This window comes from Streptomyces sp. NPDC088400, from assembly GCF_044753355.1.
Lineage (GTDB): Bacteria > Actinomycetota > Actinomycetes > Streptomycetales > Streptomycetaceae > Streptomyces.
The window spans coordinates 47290-69128 of record NZ_JBIVMZ010000023.1; the positions used below are offsets into that span (position 1 = coordinate 47290).

The 21839-nt window shown below is 68.9% G+C and carries 18 protein-coding genes; 9 read left to right on the forward strand and 9 right to left on the reverse strand.

Annotated elements, in window-relative coordinates; translation table 11 throughout:
* Positions 1 to 59 precede the first annotated feature (59 nt).
* The 7 genes from ACIQD6_RS34960 to eccCa all read right to left on the reverse strand — a co-directional run bounded on the left by ACIQD6_RS34960 (position 60) and on the right by eccCa (position 9291).
* Positions 60 to 1358: a YrhB domain-containing protein gene (locus tag ACIQD6_RS34960; RefSeq protein ID WP_401890748.1), complete on the reverse strand. Its 1299-nt coding sequence runs from the start codon at positions 1356 to 1358 to the stop codon at positions 60 to 62.
* A gap of 3 nt (positions 1359 to 1361) precedes the next feature.
* The gene (locus ACIQD6_RS34965) at positions 1362 to 1667 is read right to left on the reverse strand and encodes a YrhB domain-containing protein (RefSeq protein ID WP_401890750.1); all 306 of its coding nucleotides are present in this window, start codon (positions 1665 to 1667) and stop codon (positions 1362 to 1364) included.
* A 17-nt stretch (positions 1668 to 1684) separates the two neighbouring features.
* Positions 1685 to 3376, reverse strand: a complete 1692-nt coding sequence (locus ACIQD6_RS34970) for a putative T7SS-secreted protein (protein WP_401890753.1) — start codon at positions 3374 to 3376, stop codon at positions 1685 to 1687.
* Positions 3376 to 4026 carry a hypothetical protein gene (locus ACIQD6_RS34975; RefSeq protein WP_401890756.1) on the reverse strand — a complete coding sequence of 217 codons (651 nt, stop codon included), beginning with the start codon at positions 4024 to 4026 and terminating at the stop codon, positions 3376 to 3378. Before ACIQD6_RS34975 ends, ACIQD6_RS34970 begins: the two co-directional genes overlap by 1 nt.
* Positions 4023 to 4556, reverse strand: coding sequence for a hypothetical protein (locus tag ACIQD6_RS34980; RefSeq protein WP_401890758.1), 534 nt, complete (start codon positions 4554 to 4556; stop codon positions 4023 to 4025). The genes ACIQD6_RS34975 and ACIQD6_RS34980 overlap by 4 nt, the downstream gene beginning before the upstream one ends.
* A 69-nt stretch (positions 4557 to 4625) precedes the next feature.
* Complete coding sequence (locus ACIQD6_RS34985) at positions 4626 to 5198, reverse strand: type VII secretion system-associated protein (RefSeq protein ID WP_401890760.1); 573 nt, start codon at positions 5196 to 5198, stop codon at positions 4626 to 4628.
* Positions 5199 to 5337: 139 nt separating this feature from the next.
* Entirely contained in the window at positions 5338 to 9291 is a 3954-nt protein-coding gene (gene eccCa / locus ACIQD6_RS34990) for a type VII secretion protein EccCa (protein WP_401890763.1), read from the reverse strand.
* A gap of 163 nt (positions 9292 to 9454) precedes the next feature.
* Between eccCa and eccD the strand changes: the two genes are divergently transcribed.
* The 6 genes from eccD to ACIQD6_RS35020 all read left to right on the forward strand — a co-directional run bounded on the left by eccD (position 9455) and on the right by ACIQD6_RS35020 (position 16661).
* Positions 9455 to 10933 (forward strand): type VII secretion integral membrane protein EccD, encoded by a 1479-nt coding sequence (gene eccD / locus ACIQD6_RS34995; RefSeq protein WP_401890765.1) that lies wholly within the window; start codon positions 9455 to 9457, stop codon positions 10931 to 10933.
* A 202-nt stretch (positions 10934 to 11135) separates the two neighbouring features.
* A complete protein-coding gene (gene rpsO, locus ACIQD6_RS35000) occupies positions 11136 to 11426 on the forward strand; it encodes a 30S ribosomal protein S15 (RefSeq protein ID WP_401890767.1) in 291 nt (96 codons plus the stop codon).
* 373 nt (positions 11427 to 11799) lie between these two features.
* Positions 11800 to 14025, forward strand: a complete 2226-nt coding sequence (locus ACIQD6_RS35005; protein WP_401890770.1) for a polyribonucleotide nucleotidyltransferase — start codon at positions 11800 to 11802, stop codon at positions 14023 to 14025.
* A complete protein-coding gene (locus ACIQD6_RS35010) occupies positions 14022 to 15401 on the forward strand; it encodes a M16 family metallopeptidase (RefSeq protein WP_401890772.1) in 1380 nt (459 codons plus the stop codon). The genes ACIQD6_RS35005 and ACIQD6_RS35010 overlap by 4 nt, the downstream gene beginning before the upstream one ends.
* Positions 15402 to 15450: 49 nt before the next feature.
* The gene (gene dapB, locus ACIQD6_RS35015) at positions 15451 to 16203 is read left to right on the forward strand and encodes a 4-hydroxy-tetrahydrodipicolinate reductase (protein ID WP_401890774.1); all 753 of its coding nucleotides are present in this window, start codon (positions 15451 to 15453) and stop codon (positions 16201 to 16203) included.
* A 5-nt stretch (positions 16204 to 16208) separates the two neighbouring features.
* On the forward strand, positions 16209 to 16661 hold the full coding sequence (locus ACIQD6_RS35020; protein ID WP_401890777.1) for a hypothetical protein: 453 nt from the start codon (positions 16209 to 16211) through the stop codon (positions 16659 to 16661).
* 88 nt (positions 16662 to 16749) lie between these two features.
* Here ACIQD6_RS35020 and ACIQD6_RS35025 read toward each other — a convergent pair whose 3' ends face one another.
* Positions 16750 to 17298, reverse strand: a complete 549-nt coding sequence (locus ACIQD6_RS35025) for a PH domain-containing protein (protein WP_401890779.1) — start codon at positions 17296 to 17298, stop codon at positions 16750 to 16752.
* Positions 17299 to 17391: 93 nt separating this feature from the next.
* Positions 17392 to 17631 (reverse strand): hypothetical protein, encoded by a 240-nt coding sequence (locus ACIQD6_RS35030; RefSeq protein ID WP_401890782.1) that lies wholly within the window; start codon positions 17629 to 17631, stop codon positions 17392 to 17394.
* A 203-nt stretch (positions 17632 to 17834) separates the two neighbouring features.
* Between ACIQD6_RS35030 and thyX the strand changes: the two genes are divergently transcribed.
* The 3 genes from thyX to ACIQD6_RS35045 all read left to right on the forward strand — a co-directional run bounded on the left by thyX (position 17835) and on the right by ACIQD6_RS35045 (position 21560).
* Complete coding sequence (gene thyX, locus ACIQD6_RS35035) at positions 17835 to 18572, forward strand: FAD-dependent thymidylate synthase (RefSeq protein ID WP_401890784.1); 738 nt, start codon at positions 17835 to 17837, stop codon at positions 18570 to 18572.
* A gap of 266 nt (positions 18573 to 18838) precedes the next feature.
* Positions 18839 to 19738, forward strand: coding sequence for a 4-hydroxy-tetrahydrodipicolinate synthase (gene dapA / locus ACIQD6_RS35040; RefSeq protein WP_401890787.1), 900 nt, complete (start codon positions 18839 to 18841; stop codon positions 19736 to 19738).
* A 136-nt stretch (positions 19739 to 19874) separates the two neighbouring features.
* Positions 19875 to 21560: a ribonuclease J gene (locus ACIQD6_RS35045; RefSeq protein ID WP_401890790.1), complete on the forward strand. Its 1686-nt coding sequence runs from the start codon at positions 19875 to 19877 to the stop codon at positions 21558 to 21560.
* The last annotated feature ends 279 nt before the right edge of the window (positions 21561 to 21839 follow it).

Consider the following 21839-nt stretch of genomic DNA (forward strand, 5'->3'; position numbering starts at 1 on the left):
GTGTTACGAACGAGCTACGGCTCTCAGAGTACTGGGGCGCCGACCTGCCGGAAGGCGTGTCAGCGATAACGGATGAACCGGAAACCGTGCGCGCCGACGGCCTGGAGATCGGTGATCGGATCCGCCCCGCCGTCGACCAGTCCGGTTCCCTGCTCCGAGCGGAATCCGGTGAGGAGCAGCCCCACCGACTCCCGCCCGCGCGCGTCCCGCCGGCGCACCCAGACCAGTGCGCGGGCCCCGACCGGCATCGCTGACAGTGCGTCCAGCAGCGTGTCCCAGCCGGTGTGTTCCGAGACAGTGACCGGCTTCCCCAGCTCACGCAGGGTCGGCGTCAGCCAGGACGCGGCGCCGGGTCGCGGCGGGAGCGACAACGCACCGTCGCCCGGCTCTGCGCCGCTGTTCCACGCGTCGAGCCAGGCCCAGGGCGCCGAGTTGGGCAGACAGAACGGCTCGCCCCGGTCCTTGGGCACGACCACCGCCGCGTCGAGCATGGCCCGCGACCAGTCGCCCCCGTTGCGGAACTCCCGGGTCTCGCAGGCGAACAGCCAGCCCCGTGCCATCTCGTCGGCCGGGTCGGGATCCACCAGCTCCACCGGCTCGTCGTAGGTGCGCAGCAGCCACGCCTGCGCCTTCTCGACGGCCGTACGGAGGTCTTCGGCGGGCTGCTGTACGGGGTCGGGGGCGGGCTCTGTGCCGGCAGGCCGAGTCCGGGCGAAGGTCAGCGAGCTTACGCCCGCGGTGTCCAGCCGAGCGAGACCACCCGTCATGCCGTCCAGGAGGACGACCTGGCCGTCCTTGTTGTGTACGGACAGCAGATGTCCGCTGACCTCCTGGCCGGCGATCTCTCGCCGTACCCACACCACACCCCCGGTACCGGGCCCGGGTTCCTGGGCGGCGGCGATCACCTCGTCCCAGCTCGTGCAGGACAGCTGCTCGGCGCCGGGGAAGTAGTGCTTCAGCAGCAGTTCCCACCAGCCCGGTGCCTCGTGCGCGGGCGACCAGGGAAGCGGGCTCGCGGGACCGCCGTTCAGCGCGGCCGACACGGTCACCACACAGCCGCGCGCGTTGAGCCGACGGGACTGCTCGGCGGGATCACGCGGCGACGGCGCCTGGCCGAACGCGGTCAGGTCACCCCACGGGTCGTTCGCGGCTGGATGGAACGGCGGCATGCCGTTCTTCGGTACGGCGACGGACGCGGCGAGCATCGGCGTACGGGGGTAGCCGGGCTGAGGCCGGGTACGGCAGGCGAAGAGCCAGGTGTGCGCGTCCTGGGCGACCGGGCCGGGCGAGGCCAGCTCGACGAGGCCGCGGTAGGTGGCGTCGAGCCATTGCTGTGCCAGGTGTTGGGGGTCGGACATCGTTCACTGGTCCTTGGTCGGCGGCCACTCGCCGGATACGAGCTGCCTGAGGTACTCGTCGACAGGCAGGTGTGTGGGCGGGAAGTGCACAGGTGAGCCATCCTTCGGCACGATCACGACGCGCGTCATCGGTGCGCGCAGGATGTCGCCGGTGTCGAGGTGTTCCTGCGAGTCGAACCTGACCAGCCAGGCGATGGGATGTTCCTCACTCAATTCCGGCTGCAGGACGATCGTGTATGCCGACTCGTAGGCGAAGGCCTGCCTGAGGAAGGGGCGAGCTGCCTCGACGGCATCGGTTCGGGAGAGCATTCCTGAGTCCTGTCGTGCTAGCGGGTGGGGATATGGGCGATTTGGGTTATGTTGCTGGATTCGAGTTTCGCGAGTGATCCTGACTGCCCGTCCAGGAACACCACCCCGTGATCCGTTTTCACAGCGTTGAAGACATGTGCGGTGTTGTCGCCACGAGCGATGTAGACAACACTTCGCGCCCCGTCCCCCCGGGCGCTGAGGTCGCGGACGATGTCGTCATAACTGTGGACCTGTGTGAATGCCGAGTTCTTCACACCGAGTTCTTCGAAGGGTATCGGGCCCGCTTGAGGCCGTGGCGCTGCGGACACTTCCACGCCGTCTAGTCGACGTTCGACGGTGACCACGTTGTACGTGCAGTTCTGTGTGTATCCGGCCTTCCCGGTGTTGTTGAGATCCTTGAGCCACGGGAACTGGTCCTCAAGGAATTTCCTTGCCTTACCCGCCGGGACGGAATCCGCGTGGATCGCCTTCTCCGAGACGCCCTTGCTGGTCTGCGCGATATCGCTCCAGTCCTTCGCGCCGTCCTTCGCCGCGTTCGTGACCCCTTTCTGGACCGCCGACTCGGCGCCCTCCTTGGCCGCGACCCGGACGCCGGACCGTACGGTACCGAGCCCCTTCGTGCCGATCAGCTCCGGAAGAAGCCGGCCGAGCCCTTCGCTCGGGTCCTTCTTGAAACTGTCGATCAGCGCCGCCGGTATGCGCTCCGGATGCGCCGCCGTCGAGACGAGTCCGGCCAGTGTCATGTTGACGTTCTGCGCGTACTGGGCCGGATGCGTGATGTTGTAGATGTCCAGCGGATTGAGACCGCGGGCGAAGTTGACGATGCCGGCCGCGCCTTTGACGACGCCGCCCACCACATGGGCCGTCTCCACGGACAACGCGCCCATGCCGTCCAGATACATGGCGCCCGCCCGGTCCAGCGGCGGCGGCTCCTTCGGTGCGTGCGCCATCGCCGCGTCGATGGCCTTCTGCGCCGTGCCGGCGGCCTCGTCACGCTGCCTGCGGGCCTCTTTCAGGATGTCGTGGGCGTCGTCACGGTCCTTCTTGCCGGGGTCGCTGAACGGCTCCGGTACCGGACCGGGGTCCCGGTCGGCCTTGACGTCAGCGTTGTACGTGTCGATCTTCTTGTTGTAGGCGTCAACCGCCTTCTGGGAGGCCTCCTTGCCCTTCTTGTAGAGGGCGATCGCCTCCTTGGCCTGCCCCTGGGCCCAGGTGACCGTCGACGCGTACGTGGTGAGGGCCTTGCCGGCCGATTCACACGCGTCCGCCGCATGCAGCCACTTGGGGGGATGCATCGCGAATTTCTCGCGGAACGCGTCGGCCGATGTCCCCTTCCAGTGCGCCGAGTCGAGCTTCTTCATGCCCTGACCGACGCTGTCGAGCGCGGTGAAGAAGTCCTTCATATGGCCCGCGCTCGCGCGGATCTTGTCGGGCTTGCCGTGGATGAGCTCGTTGGCCTCCTCGGTCTGCCCCAACTGCTGTTCGCGCACCGAGGCGCCGAGGTCCGAGGCGGCGTCGTCGCCCCAGTCCTCGACGCTGTCCGCCCAGTCGTCCGCGCCGACGTACTCCAGCCCGTCACCGACCCGGTCGGTGGTCCAGTCGATGCCCTCGCCGAGCGCCTTCTTTCCGGCGTCGACGCCCTCTTCCAGCTTGCCCAGGCCCTTGTTGAGCAGGTCCTTGCCGCCGTCGACGAGATCTCCGATGCCCATCAGCCCTGGCCTCCCCGTTGTTCGGCGGCCTTCTCCTGCTCCTCGGGGGACGGACCGAAGGTCTCACGCATCGAGTCGTTCATTTCATCGCGCAGCCCGGCGGCGTCGACGATGCCGGAGGTGGGTGTCATGGTGGCGGTACTGACGTCCCACGCCGTGTTCTTCCACGCCTGGACGCTGTTGTCGCGGGCCTCCTGGAAGGACTCGGCGCTGTAGTCGGCGTCGCGTATCTGCGTGTACGCGTTGTCGGAGAGCACCTCGCCCCAGTCCTTCTTCAGGATCTCGTCCTCGGTCGCGTACGGATTGCCCATCGCCGCGTTCGTCATGATCTTGAAGCTGCCCTGGAGATACTGCTCCTGCTCGTGGAAGACACCCGCCGACAGGCCGACGTCCGCCGCGAACACGTTGCCCTCCTGCACGAGCGAGCGCACGCCCCACTCCCAGCGCTCGCAGAAGCTCTTGAGCGTGGACGTGAGCCCCTCGTGTCCGGTCTCCATGCCGCTCAGCGCCAGGTCGGAGAACCCCCGGCCCATGCTCGCCTCACCGACCATGCCGAGCTCCTTGAGCTCGGCCAGAGTGCCGGTGATGCCCTTGGCGATCTGCCCCAGCGCGCCCTCGGACGCCTGGAGGTCCGGATCCTGCCCCGTCATACCGCATCCCCCGTATTCCCCTGGTACGCCGGGCCTCCGTACGTACCGCTGTCGACCGCCGCCGTGTCCGGCACGATCCCCTTGACCGGCGGGAACATCGCCCCGTCGGAGCTCCCGGCGTTCAGCGCCACTCCACAGGGGAACGTGACTGCCGGTATCACCTCGTCGAGCAGCCGCGCCCCGAGCACCGCGCGGTACGGCCACTCCCGCTCCGTATCGCCCTGGGACTCGGCGAACCGGGCCAGCGCGGTCTCGTCGGCGAAGGCGCAGATCCAGCTGATCCCGCCGAAGTCGGCCGTCCACAGGCCGCCCTTGGCGTCCAGTGGCACCAGCACCGCCGTACTGCGGAAATGGGCCAGGCGCTCCAGGACGGCCTCGCGGGCGTCCTGAACGGCTGCCGCGTCCATCTCCGGCTCGGGTGGGCCCGAGGGCTCCGGTCGGCCCGCGCCCGCAGGGGGTGGTGTACCGCCCCGGCTTATCCGCTCGGTGGCTTCGGCGCGCAGCCGGCCCCACTCCTCGCTGAAGGTCATGTTTCCCCCGTTGTCGTGCGTGTTGTCGTTCAGCTGTGCGTGTTGTCGTTCCTGCGGCGTCCCTGCTCGTCAGCCGCGCCGCGCCAGTGCGGCCCGGAGGTCGGCACTCGGAATACGTACGGAGACCCGGCTGCCCGGGTTGATCTTGACCGTCATATCGGCCCGGAGAGCCCGCAGCAGATCCGCACAGCCCACCGGCCGTAGCCGCGGGACAGTGGGCGGCGCGTGCCGCGGATCGGTCAGCACCGGTACGAACGGACCCTCCGCGTCCGTGTACACCGCGAGGTCCGTCCCCTCGTGCGGTACGAGATACAGCACACCCTCGACCAGCGCGTCGAGCACCGCGTCGTCCGGTCCGTGTCCGGTGGCCGCCAGCTGCAACGCCGCGTCCGCCCGGTCGGTGGGCTGTGGGAAGCCCAGAGTCACCGGTGAGGGACGGTAGTCGGGGTTGTGGTTGAAGGCCCCGGGCTCACCGTGCTCATCGACCTGCCAGGCTCCGATGACTGCCTGGGGCGGTATGGAACCGGCGGGATCGTACGCGGGGTCGATCGAGTAGAGCCAGGTTCCCGGGGCCCGCCGTGCCTGCGCACGCAGTTGCTCGGTGAGCGCGGGGACCGGACGGCCGTCCTTCTCCTCGTTCACAGTGACTCCAGCGGGTGTGTGTATGCCGTGGCACTGACGTTCGTGTCGTCGGCACTGACGTTCATGTCGTCCCTCGTACGCCGTCGGCCACGTGGACCTTCGTGCAGGTCGTCCACGTGGCCATCGGTACGTACGCCGTCTACCGGTCCGGCATCCAGCCCAGCTGCACCAGGGGTGCGCCGCGCTTGCGGGAGACGAACGTGCCTCGTCCCGGGGGCATCGGGCGGGCCCGGACGTTGCCCAGAATGTCACCCTCTCCGGGATCTCCGGACAAGATCACACCTTGTGCACCGAGTTCCTTCATCCTCTGCATGAACGGTTCATACATCGCACGAGAGGCACCGGCCGCGTTGCGCGCGACGATGAAGCGGATACCCACATCACGGGCGAACGGCAGGTTCTCCACCAGAACGGCCAGCGGGTTCGCGGAGTTGGTCGCGACCAGCTCGTAGTCGTCGATGAGCACGAACAGTTGCGGACCGCTCCACCAGCTGCGGTCGCGCAGCTGCTGCGGAGTGATGTCCGGCTTGGGCGCCCGCTTCTCCATCACCGTGCCGATGGCGTCCATGTGCATCTGCATGGCCGACGCCATCGGCGCGTACTCCAGCAGATGCGAGGACGGTACGGCCTCCAGCATCGAGCGCCGGTAGTCACCGACCACGATCCGCGCCTGCTCCGGCGTGTAACGCTCGGAGATCTGCTTGGCGATGAGGCGCAGCAGCCCCGTCTTCCCCGACTCGCTCTCGCCGAAGATCATGAAGAACGGGTCGGTCTCGAAGTCGATGAACACCGGCTCCAGGTTGGTCTCGTCGATACCGATCGCGATGCCGTGCTGCGGGTACTCGAACCCCTTGGGCAGCTGCTCGGCGGGCAGCTTGCGCGGCAGCAGCCGTACGGTCGGAGCGGCCGGACCCGTCCAGCTCTCCCTGGCCGCCCCGACGAACGACGCCGTACCGTCGGAGAGATCCGCGGCCCGGCTCACCGAGTCGATACGCGGCAGCGCGCCCATGAAGTGCAGCTTCTCGGGCACCTGGCCACGGCCCGGCACCCCCGGCGGGACGTTCGCGGCGACCTTGCGGTCGAACTCGGAGTCCATGACGTCACCGAGCCGCAGTTCGAGCCGGCCGAGCATCTGGTCCTTGAGCGCCGCGCGCGCCTCCATGTACCGGGCGGCGGTGATCACGACATGGACGCCGTAACCGAGACCGCGCGCCGCGATGTCGGAGATCACCGGCTCCAGCATGTCGTAGTCGTTCTTGAAACCGCCCCAGCCGTCGATGATCAGGAAGACATCTCCCCAGGCCTCGCCGGGCAGTTCACCGGCCGCGCGCTTGCGCCGGTAGGTGCTGATCGAGTCGATGCCGTTCGAGCGGAAGAACTCCTCGCGCCGGTTCAGCACCCCCAGCACCTCCGCGACCGCGCGCCGGACCCGCTCGGGGTCGAGCCGGGACGCGACACCGCCGACATGCGGCAGGTCCGACAGCGAGGAAAGACCGCCACCGCCGAAGTCCAGCGCGTAGAACTGCACTTCGTGCGGGGTGTGGGTGAGGGCGAACGACGAGATCAGCGTCCGCATCAGCGTCGACTTGCCGGACTGCGGGCCGCCCACGACGAGCATATGGCCGGCCGCGCCCGAGAAGTCCCGGTAGAGCACCTCACGGCGCTGTTCGAAGGGCTTGTCGATCAGGCCGAGCGGCACGGTGAGCCCGCCCGGACGGCTGTACTCGGTCGCGCTCAGCCCGCGGTCCGCGGTCATCGCGATACCGGGCAGCAACTGGTCCAGCGTCGGCGCCTCGTCCAGCGGCGGCAGCCACACCTGGTGCGCGGGCACCCCCTGCCCGTCGAGCCGGCGCACGATGACATCCAGCACGGTGTCGGCGAGCGCGTCGTCCTCCGAGGCGCGGGGCGCGGCCCCGGCCAGCGGGTCCGGCGCCGCGTACACCACCGGCACCGGCACGGCCGTGAACAGCGCGGGCCGCCGCTCGATGTTCAGCGCCCCGATCGACAGGTCGGGACCGCCCGTGCGGTACGTGCCCGAGACGTACGCCGCCTTGAAGCGGGTCATCTCCTCCGTACCGAACTTGAGGTAGCCGGAACCGGGCACCGACGGCAGGTGGTACGCGTCCGGCACCCCCAGCGCCGTACGCGACTCCGCCGCCGAGAACGTCCGCAGACCGACCCGGTACGAGAGGTACGTGTCGAGCCCGCGCAGCTTGCCCTCCTCCAGACGCTGCGAGGCGAGCAGCAGATGCACACCCAGGGAACGGCCGATCCGGCCGATCTGGATGAACATGTCGATGAAGTCGGGCTTCGCGGTGAGCAGTTCGGAGAACTCGTCGATCACGAGAACGAGCGAGGCGAGCGGCTCCAGCGCGGCGCCGGCCGCCCGCGCCTTCTCGTAGTCGTGCACATTGGCGTAGTTGCCCGCCGAGCGCAGCAGCTCCTGGCGGCGCTGGAGCTCACCGCGGATCGCGTCGCCCATGCGGTCGACCAGGGTCAGGTCGTCCGAGAGGTTGGTGATGACCGCCGCCACGTGCGGCATCTGCGACATGCCGGCGAAGGTCGCGCCGCCCTTGAAGTCCGCGAGGACGAAGTTCAGCGTCTCCGAGGAGTGGGTGACCGCGAGCCCGAGCACCAGGGTGCGCAGCAGCTCCGACTTTCCGGAACCGGTCGCGCCGACACACAGCCCGTGCGGTCCCATGCCCTCCTGCGCGGCCTCCTTGAGGTCCAGCATCACCGGCTGGCCGTCCTCGCCGACACCGATCGGCACCCGCAGCCGCTCGGCCGTCGACCGCGGCCGCCAGGTACGGGCCACGTCGACCGCCGCCGCGTCGCCCAGATTCAGCAGATCCGTGAAGTCGAGGTTGGCGAGCAGCGGTTCGTCCTCGTCGCCGCCACCCGTCCGCAGCGGCGCCAGCTGCCGCGCGAGCGCCTCGGCGGCCGGCAGCGAGATCCCGTCCGGGACGCCTTCGTACGCCAGGCCCGCACCGGACTCCAGCCACAGCCTGCCCGGCCGGACGACCACGGACAGACCGCCCCGCGGCTCGTCCAGCTCCCCGGACACGACCTCCACGATCGTCACGCCCTGCAAACCTTCGGCCGCCGCGAACAGCGAGTCCGGCGGCACCATCCCGCCGTCCAGTACGACGACGATGTGCGGCTGGTCCAGCACCGGCTGGGTGTCCCGGCCGAACCGCGGCCGCCCGTCCAGCCTGCTGTGCAGCAGCAGCTCCAGCTCTCCGAGGTCGTCCCCGAACAGCCGCTTCGTACCGGCACCGTCGACCTGCCCCGGCAACTGCGTGTGCGGCAGCCACTTCGTCCAGTCCCAGCGCGCGGCCGAGCGCTGTGACGCCACCACCGCGACCATCAGATCCTCGGGGGAGTGCAGCGTCACCAGCTGCGCGACCATCGCACGCGCCGCGGACTGCGCGGAGTCCTGCTCGCCGGAGACCGTCACGTGGTAGAAGGCGCGCATCGACACGGCCATCGGCAGCCCGTCCAACGAGCCGTGCACCGCCAGGAACTGCTGCATCGCCCCGGCGCACAGCGGCTCCAGCTCATCGACCGGCGCCGTCTCCGGAGCGACCAGCGGCGTCGCCAGCTGCTGCGCGCCCAGCCCGATCCGCAACTGCCCGAAGTCCTTGTCACCGACGCGCCGTTCCCACACCCGCGAGCCCTCGGCCACGACCGACCACAGCTGCTCGGGCGAGGGGTGCAGATACAGCTGGGCGTCGCGCTGCGCACGCGCCGTCCTGCGGACCGTACGCCGCGACTGAGCCAGGTACTTGAGGTAGTCCCGCCGCACATCGGCAATTTGCCCCTGCGTACCGCGACGGAACCTGACGACCTGCGCGATGACCATCGCGAGCGTTGAGAACAGCATCAGCACGCCCATGATCCGCATGATCGGCGGCGCCGTCGGCGAGAAGAAGAAGACCACCGACGAGCCCATGCCGAGAACCGGCAGGACCTGCATCAGCATGCCCTCCTGCTGCCCGCGGGGCAGTTCGGGCGGGGACTCCAAGGTCAGCGCATCCGTGGGCACTTCCGGCGGAAGGGACCGTGGTGGGCGTTTGACGACAATCTGGCTCACCGGCGCATCAATCCCTCAAGCCGGACGGGCAATTCCGTACCGACGCCCCCGTGGCGACGGTCTCCCTCCGCGCGACGGCGATCCTACTTGCAGCCCTGCTCCACGCATCCCGGTAGGGTGACGCGCGCATCGTGCGCAACCGCGAATCAGGGGGACCAGACACGTGAGTACGACCGCAGCGACCGGCTTCTGCCGCGTCACCGTCGTGGCGCCGGACAGCAGAATCGATGTCGCCCTCCCGGAGGACATCGCCGTCGCCGACGTCTACCCGGAGATCCTGCGGCTCACCGGCCAGACCCAGTCGGCGGGCACACCCACCGGCTACCACCTGGTGCGGCGCGACGGCACCGTCCTCGAAGGCGCCCGTACGCTCTCCGCCCAGCAGGTGCTCGACGGCGAAGTGCTCAGCCTGCGCCCCTTCGCCGAGTCCCTGCCGCCCGCGGTCTTCGACGACGTCTCGGACGCCGTCGCCTCCGCCGTCAAACGCGACCGTCATCTGTGGAGCGACGACCTGCTGCGCGGCGCCGGCCTCGTCGGCGGTGTGCTGCTGCTCGTCCTCATGGGCTTCGTCCTGTGGTTCGCCGACCCGGTCCGCCATGACATGCACAGCCTGCCCGGCATCATCGCGGGCACGGGCGGACTGCTGCTGACGGCCTTCGCGGGAGTACGGGCCCGGGTGTACGCGGACCGCGCCACCGCCGTGGGCCTCGGCCTCGGCGCGCTGCCGCTGCTGCTGATCGGCGGCTCCGGGATCATCGGCCCCGACGCGGGCCAGGGACCCGGCCGGCTCCAGTTCCTGCTCGGCTGCGTCGTCGTGCTGATCGCGTCCGTCGCGCTGGTCGCCCTCACCCCGAGCGGTGACGCGCCCTTCGTCGCCGCGACCTTCCTGGCCACCGTCGGCACCCTCGCGACCTTCGTGATGATCCTTACGGAGGCCTCGGCCACCGGCACCGCCGCCGTCTGCGCCCCGGTCGCCATCGGCATCGTCGCCTTCCTGCCCGGCCTCTCGGCCCGCTTCGCCCGGCTGCCCATCGGCTATGCCTCCCTGCGCTCCGCCGCGGACGGCGAGTACGACGACACCTTCGACGACCCGAACGCCGGCCCCGACGCCGAACCCGTCGACGCCGAGCGCATCGCCGCGCAGGCACGCCGCGGCCACGAGATGCTCCTCGGCCTGGTCGCCGGCTGCTCGGCGGTCGTCATCGGCGCCGCCGCCGTCCTCGGCTTCTCGGACAACATCTGGGGCCAGATCCTCGCCCTGACCGCGGGCCTCGCGATGCTGATGCGCGCCCGCCTCTTCCGCTACACCTCGCAGGTCGCCAGCGTCCTGGTCGCGGGCATCTCCGCGGTCGCGCTGCTGATCCTCGGCCTCTCCCTGAACCCGCCCGCCGACCTGGTCAAGGAACTCCTGATCTACGGCGACCGCGGCGGTCTCGACATCCGTACGATCTGGCTCGCCGCGAGCATCGCCGCGGGCGCCGCCCTGATCACCGCGATCGGCCTGGTCATCCCGCGCAAGGGCCTCTCGCCCTTCTGGGGCAGGCTGCTCGATCTCACCGAGGGCGCGGTGCTGCTCTCCCTGGTGCCGCTCTGCCTCGCCGTGCTCGATGTCTTCAGCAAGGCCCGCGCGATGACGAGCTAGCTGTTCTGTACGGGCGATGGGGGACGGTCGGCCGCCCACCTGGTGGCTGGTACCCTGGGCGACGGCCGTTTGTGTACGTGATCCCGGAGCCACCGGCTCTGCGGTCAGCGCCCAGCGGATCCCCGCCTCCCGAGTAACGGAAGCTCCCCAGAGTATTCGACCTGGGGCACTCGGTGGCCAAGAAGACTCACGAGGAGTACGCGTGTCGCTCGACGCCGCTACGAAGAAGCAGATCATGACCGACTTCGGCACCAAGGAAGGTGACACCGGCTCCCCCGAGGTCCAGGTCGCCATGCTGTCGCGCCGGATCTCGGACCTGACCGAGCACCTCAAGACCCACAAGCACGACCACCACTCCCGTCGTGGTCTGCTGATCCTGGTCGGTCAGCGCCGCCGGCTGCTGCAGTACCTGGCCAAGAAGGACATCCAGCGCTTCCGTGCGCTGGTCGACCGCCTGGGCATCCGCCGCGGTGCGGCCGGCGGTGCCAAGTAAGACACCGTGAAGGGAGCGGTTCCCACCTCCAGGGGGCCGCTCCTTTCGCGTATGCGGGTATCGGGCGCCCCGCCCGGGACGACCGGAATGTCATCCTGAGGCGAAGCTCAGTAACCTGGTCGCACAGGCACAACTGAAGAGCACAACCGACGTGCGAAGAACTGAAGAGCACAACTGACGTGCACTGAAGAGCACAACTGAAGAGGAGGAGCGACCTCCGCCGCCGCCGGTCCTCGGTAGTGGCGCCCGGAAAGGCGCGGCCCACGCAGGCCGCCCCGGGTGCTTCGATCGAAGACCGGCCCGCACCAAGGAGCGCTTCTCCGCCACGTCCCCTGCCACACGGGCACCGGACGAAGACGAGGAGAAATCACTAGTGGAGAACGAGACCCACTACGCCGAGGCCGTTATCGACAACGGAACCTTCGGCACCCGCACCATCCGCTTCGAGACGGGCCGGCTGGCCAAGCAGGCCGCCGGTTCCGCCGTGGCGTACCTGGACGACGACACCATGGTGCTGTCGGCCACCACCGCTTCCAAGAAGCCCAAGGACCAGCTCGACTTCTTCCCCCTGACGGTGGACGTCGAGGAGCGGATGTACGCGGCCGGCAAGATCCCCGGCTCCTTCTTCCGCCGTGAGGGCCGGCCCTCCGAGGACGCGATCCTCACCTGCCGCCTGATCGACCGCCCGCTGCGCCCCTCCTTCAAGAAGGGCCTGCGCAACGAGATCCAGATCGTCGAGACGATCATGGCGCTCAACCCCGACCACCTGTACGACGTGGTCGCCATCAACGCCGCCTCCTGCTCCACGCAGCTGGCGGGCCTGCCCTTCTCCGGCCCGATCGGCGGCACCCGTGTCGCCCTGATCAAGGGCCAGTGGGTCGGCTTCCCGACGCACACCGAGCTCGAGGACGCCGTCTTCGACATGGTCGTCGCCGGCCGCGTCCTGGAGGACGGCGACGTCGCGATCATGATGGTCGAGGCCGAGGCCACCGAGAAGACCATCCAGCTCGTCAAGGACGGCGCCGAAGCTCCCACCGAGGAGATCGTCGCCGCCGGTCTGGAAGCCGCGAAGCCCTTCATCAAGGCGCTCTGCAAGGCCCAGGCCGACCTCGCCGCCAAGGCTGCCAAGCCCACCGGCGAGTTCCCGGTCTTCCTCGACTACCAGGACGACGTCCTGGAGGCGCTGACCGCGGCCGTCCGCTCCGAGCTCGCCCAGGCGCTGACCATCGCCGGCAAGCAGGACCGCGAGGCGGAGCTCGACCGCGTCAAGGAGCTCGCCGCCGAGAAGCTGCTCCCGCAGTTCGAAGGCCGCGAGAAGGAGATCTCCGGCGCGTACCGCGCGCTGACGAAGTCCCTGGTCCGCGAGCGCGTCATCAAGGACAAGGTCCGTATCGACGGCCGTGGCGTCACGGACATCCGTACGCTCGCCGCCGAGGTCGAGGCCATCCCGCGCGTGCACGGCTCGGCGCTGTTCGAGCGTGGCGAGACCCAGATCCTGGGCGTCACCACCCTCAACATGCTCCGCATGGAGCAGCAGCTGGACACCCTCTCCCCGGTGACCCGCAAGCGCTACATGCACAACTACAACTTCCCGCCGTACTCCGTCGGTGAGACCGGCCGCGTCGGTTCGCCGAAGCGCCGCGAGATCGGCCACGGAGCGCTCGCCGAGCGCGCCATCGTGCCGGTGCTGCCGACGCGCGAGGAGTTCCCGTACGCCATCCGCCAGGTCTCTGAGGCGCTGGGCTCCAACGGCTCGACGTCCATGGGCTCGGTCTGCGCCTCCACCATGTCGCTGCTGAACGCCGGTGTGCCGCTCAAGGCCCCCGTCGCCGGTATCGCCATGGGCCTGATCTCCCAGGAGATCGACGGCAAGACGCACTACGTCGCCCTCACCGACATCCTCGGTGCGGAGGACGCGTACGGCGACATGGACTTCAAGGTCGCCGGTACGAAGACCTTCGTCACCGCGCTCCAGCTCGACACCAAGCTCGACGGCATCCCCGCCTCGGTCCTGGCCGCCGCGCTGAAGCAGGCCCGCGACGCCCGCCTCCACATCCTCGATGTGATGAACGAGGCCATCGACGTCCCGGACGAGATGTCCCCGAACGCCCCGCGGATCATCACCGTCAAGATCCCGGTGGACAAGATCGGTGAGGTCATCGGCCCCAAGGGCAAGATGATCAACCAGATCCAGGAGGACACCGGCGCCGACATCACGATCGAGGACGACGGCACCATCTACATCGGTGCCGCCGACGGACCGGCCGCCGAGGCCGCCCGCGCCACGATCAACGGCATCGCCAACCCGACCATGCCGGAGGTCGGCGAGCGCTACCTGGGTACGGTCGTCAAGACCACCACCTTCGGCGCGTTCGTCTCCCTGATGCCCGGCAAGGACGGACTGCTGCACATCTCGCAGATCCGCAAGCTCGCCGGTGGCAAGCGCGTGGAGAACGTCGAGGACGTGCTCGGCGTGGGCCAGAAGGTCCAGGTCGAGATCGCCGAGATCGACCAGCGCGGCAAGCTCTCCCTCATTCCCGTGATGGAGGACGAGGAGTCCGCCGAGTCCGAGGACGCGAAGGACGACGCTTCCAAGTGACATCCAGCTCCAGGACGACGGCCCGCACCTCCTCGGAGGCGCGGGCCGTCGCCCGTACCCAAACCCTGCTCAAGGGCGAGAACGGGATCGGCACGGTACGCCGTACGACCCTCCCCGGCGGCCTGCGCGTCGTCACGGAAACCCTGCCGTCGGTGCGCTCCGCGACCTTCGGCATCTGGGTACAGGTCGGCTCCCGTGACGAGACGCCCACCCTCAACGGCGCCACCCACTACCTGGAACACCTCCTCTTCAAGGGCACGCGGCAGCGCAGCGCCCTCGACATCTCCTCCGCCATCGACGCGGTCGGCGGCGAGATGAACGCCTTCACGGCGAAGGAGTACACCTGCTACTACGCCCGGGTGCTCGACACCGATCTGCCGCTGGCCATAGACGTCGTCTGCGACATGCTCACCGGATCGCTCATCGAGGCCGCGGACGTCGACGCCGAGCGCGGTGTCATCCTCGAAGAGATCGCCATGACCGAGGACGACCCGGGCGACTGCGTGCACGACCTGTTCGCGGAGACCATGCTCGGCGACACCCCCCTCGGCCGGCCGGTCCTCGGCACCGTCGACACCATCAACGCCCTGGACCGCGACCAGATCGCCCGCTTCTACAAGAAGCACTACGACCCGACGCACCTGATCGTCGCGGCCGCGGGCAACGTCGACCACGCCACGGTGGTACGTCAGGTCCGGCGGGCCTTCGAGAAGGCCGGCGCCCTCTCCCGTACGGACGCCACTCCCGTCGCGCCCCGCGAAGGCAGCCGGTCCGTCCGCGCCGCGGGCCGTGTCGAACTGCTCAACCGCAAGACCGAGCAGGCACATGTCGTCCTCGGCATGCCGGGCCTGGCCCGCACCGACGAGCGCCGCTGGGCACTCGGCGTCCTGAACACCGCGCTCGGCGGCGGGATGAGCTCCCGGCTCTTCCAGGAGGTACGGGAGAAGCGCGGCCTCGCCTACAGCGTCTACTCGTACACCTCGGGCTTCGCCGACTGCGGGCTGTTCGGCGTCTACGCCGGCTGCCGGCCCAGCCAGGTCCACGACGTCCTGAAGATCTGCCGCGACGAACTCGACCGCGCCGCCACCGAGGGGCTCAGCGACGAGGAGATCGGCCGCGCCGTCGGCCAGCTCTCCGGCTCCACCGTCCTCGGCCTGGAGGACACCGGCGCGCTGATGAACCGGATCGGCAAGAGCGAGCTGTGCTGGGGCGCCCAGATGTCCGTCGACGAGATGCTGGCGCGGATATCCGCCGTCACCCCGGACGACGTACGCGCGGTCGCCCGCGATGTACTGGGACAGCGTCCCTCGCTGTCGGTCATCGGACCGCTCAAGGACAAGCAGGCGGCCCGCCTCGACGAAGCGGTCTCCCGCTGACCGGGCCGCACACCCGACGCCGCACCCCGACGCTGAAGGAAACAGAGCAATGAGCAAGCTGCGCGTGGCCGTTCTCGGAGCAGGCGGCCGTATCGGCTCCGAGGCCGTACGAGCCGTCGAGGCCGCCGAGGACCTGGAACTGGTCGCGGCCCTCGGCCGGGGCGACAAGCTGGAGACCCTCGTGGACGCCGGCGCCCAGGTCGCGGTGGAACTGACCACGCCCGCCTCGGTGATGGGCAACCTCGACTTCTGCGTACGCCACGGCATCCACGCGGTCGTCGGCACCACGGGCTGGACCGACGAACGGCTCGCGCAGCTGCACACCTCGCTGGCCGCCTCCCCGCAGACGGGCGTGCTGATCGCACCGAACTTCTCCATCGGCGCGGTCCTCACCATGAAGTTCTCCGAGACCGCGGCCCGTTACTTCGAGTCGGTCGAGATCATCGAACTGCACCACCCGAACAAGGCCGACGCGCCCTCCGGGACCGCCCACCGCACCGCCCAGCTGATCGCCAAGGCGCGCGAGGAAGCGGGCAGCGCCCCGCAGCCCGACGCCACGGTCACCGCGCTGGACGGCGCCCGGGGCGCCGACGTCGACGGCGTGCCGGTGCACTCCGTACGCCTCCGGGGCCTCCTCGCCCACCAGGAAGTCATCCTCGGCGGCGAGGGCGAGACCCTCACCGTCCGCCACGACTCCCTGCACCACAGCAGCTTCATGCCGGGCATCCTGCTCGGTGTGCGCCGCGTGGTCTCCGTCCCCGGCCTCACGTTCGGCCTGGAACACTTCCTGGATCTGAGCTGACGTCCATGCGCGCGAAGATCACTTACTGTGTCACGGCCGCCGTCCTGGTCCTCTATTTCGTCCTGGTCGGCAGCCGAGGCGTGCTGCTGATCCAGCACGGCACACTGCTCACCGTCACGTTCGGTGTCGCCGTGCTGATCCTGCCGGTCATCGGTGTCTGGTTCCTCTGGAAGAACACCCAGTTCGTCCAGCGCGCCAACCGGCTCGCCACGGAACTGGACGCCGAAGGCGGCCTGCCGGTCGACGAGTTGGCCCGTACGCCCGGCGGCCGCATCGACCGGGCCTCCGCGGACGCCGTCTTCGCCGAGCGCCGCGCGCAGACGGAGGATTCCCCCGACGACTGGCGCTGCTGGTTCCGGCTGGCGATCGCGTACCACGACGCCCGGGACACCCCGCGGGCACGGAAGGCGATGCAGCGGGCCATCGCGCTCCACGACGGCAGACCCGTACGGGCCTGAGAGCGGTACGGACATGAGTGGGGCCCGGCTGACAGACAGCCGGGCCCCACTCGTCTCCGGCCGGCACCCGGAGGTGCCGGCCCGGGTGTCAGTCGGTGCGGTACTCGTCGCCCCAGACCTCGACCGCGTCGGCGGCCCGCCCGAAGGCCTCGGCACGCGACAGGAAGTCCGCGTTGTGATCGGTGAGCAGCGGCAACGGCTCACCCTGCCGGAGTACGAGCACGAGCGCCTGCCCCTGAACGGTGCGCGGCAGCCCGAGCCAGCGCACAGGCTGCTGGACGGTACGGACGGCGGTGATCCGGTCCCAGGGCGTGGTGCCGGTCCTGAGCAGTCCCACCCGCCGGACTCCGTGCCGGCTCACCCAGGCGCCCATCCGCAGTATGCGCAGCGAGGCGGCGATCGCCAGCAGGGCGACAGCCAGACACGTGGCGGCACCCGGCAGGGCACCCGCGAAGGCGATGATCATCGCCGTGATCAGAATGAACGAGGCGAGCAGCAGAAGCAGCGCGGCCGCCGCCACCCGCCAGGGGCCGGGGCGGTACGGACGCCGCCAATTGTCGTGATCGTCGAACGGCAACGCGACATCATCGGTGGTCGCGTCAAAAGGCCGGTCGGCCGTCAGGAAGGGCAGGGGCACGACTGATCCTCACTCACAAGCACGCTCGATTGCTGTGCCCGGTGAGGCTACCGATCAGGCCCCGCCCGGACCACCCGAGGGGGGCCGGACGAGTCAGCGGTCCTGGGATGCCTCGGACTGCTGCGCGTGACCGGACGACTGGCTCGTGTCCAGTGCCGGCAGCCCGAAGAGGAGCGAGCCCGCGAATCCGGCCGCGATGACCAGCCCGATCAGCGTCCGGCCGACGACGTCGGTCCTGCTGGCGCGGTGTTTGGGCGGGGGAGTGACGTTACTGCGGAAGCTGTCGGCCTCGGCGACGAATGCGAACGGGACGGCCTCTCGCCGGCGGAACATGGAGCGGCTCTCCTTGCGATCTCGTGATGGAACGCTGCTGGGGTGTCAGCTGCTACCCAGTGAGACGAACAACAGCGCCGTTCGGTGCCCGCATTCCCGGAACTGACCGATAAACGTCGGTGGGCTTGTCCGGTCCTGTGCTGTCAGTGCCGCGCCGTAGAGTGGGCGCCGCCCGAGCGACGTGAAATGGAAGGACCCCGCCGGTGAGCGACACCCCCACCGAGACCAAGCCGAGTTTCCGCAGCGATGTCACCGTCGACCTGGTGAAACACGCTGCGGGAGACTCCGATGTGCTGTGGGCCGCGCGCGTCTCCACCGCAGGCGAGCAGTCCCTGGAAGAGCTGTCGAAGGACCCCGAGCGGTCGAAGGGGCTCATCAATTTCCTGATGAGGGACCGCCATGGAAGTCCCTTCGAGCACAATTCGATGACCTTCTTCATCAGCGCCCCGATTTTCGTGTTCCGCGAGTTCATGAGGCACCGCGCGGGCTGGTCCTACAACGAGGAATCGGGCCGTTACCGCGAGTTGCAGCCGGTTTTCTACGTTCCCGACGCCTCGCGCAAGCTCGTCCAGGAGGGCCGCCCCGGGAAGTACGTGTTCGTCGACGGCACCCCGGAGCAGCAGGAGCTGACCAGCCGGGCGATGGAGGACTCCTACCGGCAGGCGTACGAGGCCTATCAGGAGATGCTGGCCGCGGGCGTGGCCCGCGAGGTGGCCCGCGCGGTCCTGCCGGTCGGCCTCTTCTCGTCGATGTACGCCACCTGCAACGCGCGCTCGCTGATGCACTTCCTCGGTCTGCGCACCCAGCATGAACAGGCGAAGGTCCCGTCCTTCCCGCAGCGGGAGATCGAGATGGTCGGAGAGCGGATGGAGGAGCACTGGGCGAAGCTCATGCCCCTCACTCACGCGGCCTTCAACGCCAACGGCCGTATCGCTCCGTAGGGCCCGTCCGACGGACCCCCGGCGCCCCTCCCGCAGTGGCATCAGGGCCGCTCGGAGGGCTTGTCCCGGGCCGCCCGGAGCGGCCCTCGGGTACAGATGTACGGTCAGCCGAGCCAAGTGTCCGTATTGCGGCGTTTCGAGAAGTTCATCTAGGCTGATCAAACGGACCCGGCACTGCTTGAACCCCCGAGCAGGCAGTGCCGGGCTCCTTTTGTCCAGTCCCCCAAAGGGGCGCGGTGGGCTGAGCAGCGAGTAGCGTGTTACCCATGGCTCCGATCTCCACTCCGCAGACCCCCTTCGGCCGGGTCCTCACTGCCATGGTCACGCCCTTCGCGGCGGACGGCGCACTCGACCTCGACGGTGCTCAGCGGCTCGCCGTCCATCTGGTGAACGCAGGCAACGACGGCCTCGTACTCAACGGCACCACCGGTGAGTCGCCGACCACCAGTGACGCGGAGAAAGACCAGCTCGTACGGGCTGTCCTGGAGGCGGTCGGAGACCGGGCCCACATCGTCGCCGGTGTCGGCACCAACGACACCCGGCACAGCCTGGAACTGGCCCGCGCGGCCGAGCGCGCCGGCGCACACGGCCTGCTCGCGGTCACGCCGTACTACAACAAGCCGCCGCAGGAAGGCCTCTTCCGGCACTTCTCCGCCATCGCGGACGCGACCGGCCTGCCGGTCATGCTCTACGACATCCCCGGCCGAAGCGGCGTCCCCATCGACACCGAGACGATCGTCCGTCTCGCGCAGCACCCACGTATCGTCGCCAACAAGGACGCCAAGGGCGACCTCGGCCGGGCCAGCTGGGCCATCGCCAATTCCGGCCTCGCCTGGTACTCGGGCGACGACATGCTCAACCTCCCGCTGCTCTCGGTCGGTGCCGTCGGCTTCGTCTCCGTCGTCGGCCATGTGGTCACCCCGGAGCTGCGCGAGCTCCTCGACGCCCACCTCACCGGTGACGTCCAGAAGGCCACCGAGATCCACCAGAAGCTGCTCCCGGTCTTCACCGGAATGTTCCGTACGCAGGGTGTCATCACCTCCAAGGCCGCGCTCACCCTGCAGAAGCTGCCGGCCGGACCGCTGCGCCTCCCGCTCGTCGAGCTGACGGAGCACGAAACCGCACAGCTCAAGATCGATCTCGCGGCCGGTGGGGTACAGCTCTGACCACGGACTTCACAACTGAATACGCGAAGGCAGAGCAACACCGAGAAATCGGTCCACACAGACAACAGCAAGTGCACGAATGTCATGCGCGCCACGTGCCTCAGCGGTACGTGGCGCGTGTGGTGAGGAGAGTCTTTTGAGTCATCCGCATCCAGAACTCGGCGCCCCGCCGAAGCTGCCCAAGAACGGCCTGCGTGTCACGCCGCTCGGCGGCTTGGGCGAGATCGGCCGCAACATGACGGTCTTCGAGTACAACGGCCGTCTGCTCATCGTCGACTGCGGCGTCCTCTTCCCCGAGGAGGAGCAGCCCGGCATCGACCTGATCCTGCCGGACTTCACCACGATCCGGGACCGCCTCGACGACATCGACGGCATCGTGCTCACGCACGGCCACGAGGACCACATCGGCGGCGTCCCCTTCCTGCTCCGGCTGAAGGCGGACATCCCGCTGATCGGCTCCAAGCTGACCCTCGCGCTGATCGAGGCGAAGCTCCAGGAGCACCGCATCCGCCCGTACACCCTTGAGGTCACCGAGGGGCACCGCGAGCGCATCGGCCCGTTCGACTGCGAGTTCGTCGCGGTCAACCACTCCATCCCGGACGCTCTGGCGGTCGCCATCCGCACTCCCGCGGGCATGGCGGTCCACACGGGCGACTTCAAGATGGACCAACTGCCGCTGGACCGCAGGCTCACCGACCTGCCCACCTTCGCCAAGCTCGGCGAGGAGGGCATCGACCTGCTGCTGTCGGACTCCACCAATGCCGAGGTCCCGGGCTTCGTCCCGCCGGAGCGGGACATCTCCAATGTCCTGCGGCAGGTGTTCGCCAACGCTCAGAAGCGGATCATCGTGGCGAGCTTCGCCAGCCACGTCCACCGCATCCAGCAGATCCTCGACGCCGCCCATGAGTACGGCCGCAGAGTCGCCTTCGTCGGCCGCTCGATGGTCCGCAACATGGGGATCGCCCGTGACCTGGGTTACCTCAAGGTCCCGGCCGGCCTGGTGGTCGACGTCAAGACGCTCGACGATCTCCCGGACCACGAGGTCGTCCTCGTCTGCACCGGCTCCCAGGGCGAACCGATGGCCGCGCTCTCACGCATGGCCAACCGCGATCACCAGATCCGGATCGTCCAGGGCGACACGGTGATCCTGGCGTCGTCCCTCATCCCGGGCAACGAGAACGCGGTCTACCGCGTGATCAACGGCCTGACCAGGTGGGGCGCGAACGTCATCCACAAGGGCAACGCCAAGGTTCACGTCTCGGGCCACGCCTCGGCGGGCGAGCTGCTGTACTTCTACAACATCTGCAAGCCGAAGAACCTGATGCCGGTCCACGGCGAATGGCGCCATCTGCGGGCCAACGCAGAACTGGGCGCGCTGACAGGGGTCCCCAAGGACCACATCGTCATCGCGGAGGACGGCGTGGTCGTCGACCTCGTCGACGGCAAGGCCAGAATCGTGGGCAAGGTCCAGGCGGGCTACGTGTATGTCGACGGCCTCTCGGTCGGCGATGTCACCGAGTCCTCCCTGAAGGACCGCCGCATTCTCGGCGACGAGGGCATCATCTCCGTCTTCGTGGTGGTCGACTCCACCACCGGAAAGGTCGTCGGCGGCCCGCACTTCCAGGCCCGCGGCTCCGGTATCGAGGACTCGGCGTTCTCCGCCGTGCTCCCCAAGGTCGTGGACGCCATCGCCAAGTCGGCCGCGGACGGCGTCGCCGAACCGCACCAGCTCCAGCAGCTCGTGCGCCGCTCGGTGGGCAAGTGGGTGTCGGACACATACCGCCGACGCCCCATGATCCTCCCCGTCGTCGTCGAGGTCTGACGCCGGCAACTGCCGTCTGACGGTGGACATCTGACCCCGTGTCCGGAGCGGGGGGCCTTCGATTTGCATCGAAGCCCCCCGCTCCAGTACGTTTACGGCTCCACCTCAAGGGGAAGCCCCGGCCGATCAAAAGCCTGGAGCGCTCTCGGAGAGGCGGGAAATTCGACTCAGATAACTCTGATAAAGTCGGAACCGCCGGAAAGGGAAACGCGAAAGCGAAGAACTGGAAAGCGAACCCCGCTCCGACGGGGAATCGGACACGAAAGAGTCTGATAGAGT

Bases quoted from the DNA above. Each gene is read 5' to 3' on its own strand.
- dapA (WP_401890787.1), top strand. From the start codon at position 18,839: ATGGCTCCGATCTCCACTCCGCAGACCCCCTTCGGCCGGGTCCTCACT.
- ACIQD6_RS34980 (WP_401890758.1), bottom strand. From the start codon at position 4,556: ATGACCTTCAGCGAGGAGTGGGGCCGGCTGCGCGCCGAAGCCACCGAG.
- dapB (WP_401890774.1), top strand. From the start codon at position 15,451: ATGAGCAAGCTGCGCGTGGCCGTTCTCGGAGCAGGCGGCCGTATCGGC.
- ACIQD6_RS34970 (WP_401890753.1), bottom strand. From the start codon at position 3,376: ATGGGCATCGGAGATCTCGTCGACGGCGGCAAGGACCTGCTCAACAAG.
- ACIQD6_RS34960 (WP_401890748.1), bottom strand. From the start codon at position 1,358: ATGTCCGACCCCCAACACCTGGCACAGCAATGGCTCGACGCCACCTAC.
- ACIQD6_RS35020 (WP_401890777.1), top strand. From the start codon at position 16,209: ATGCGCGCGAAGATCACTTACTGTGTCACGGCCGCCGTCCTGGTCCTC.
- ACIQD6_RS34975 (WP_401890756.1), bottom strand. From the start codon at position 4,026: ATGACGGGGCAGGATCCGGACCTCCAGGCGTCCGAGGGCGCGCTGGGG.
- ACIQD6_RS35030 (WP_401890782.1), bottom strand. From the start codon at position 17,631: ATGTTCCGCCGGCGAGAGGCCGTCCCGTTCGCATTCGTCGCCGAGGCC.
- ACIQD6_RS34965 (WP_401890750.1), bottom strand. From the start codon at position 1,667: ATGCTCTCCCGAACCGATGCCGTCGAGGCAGCTCGCCCCTTCCTCAGG.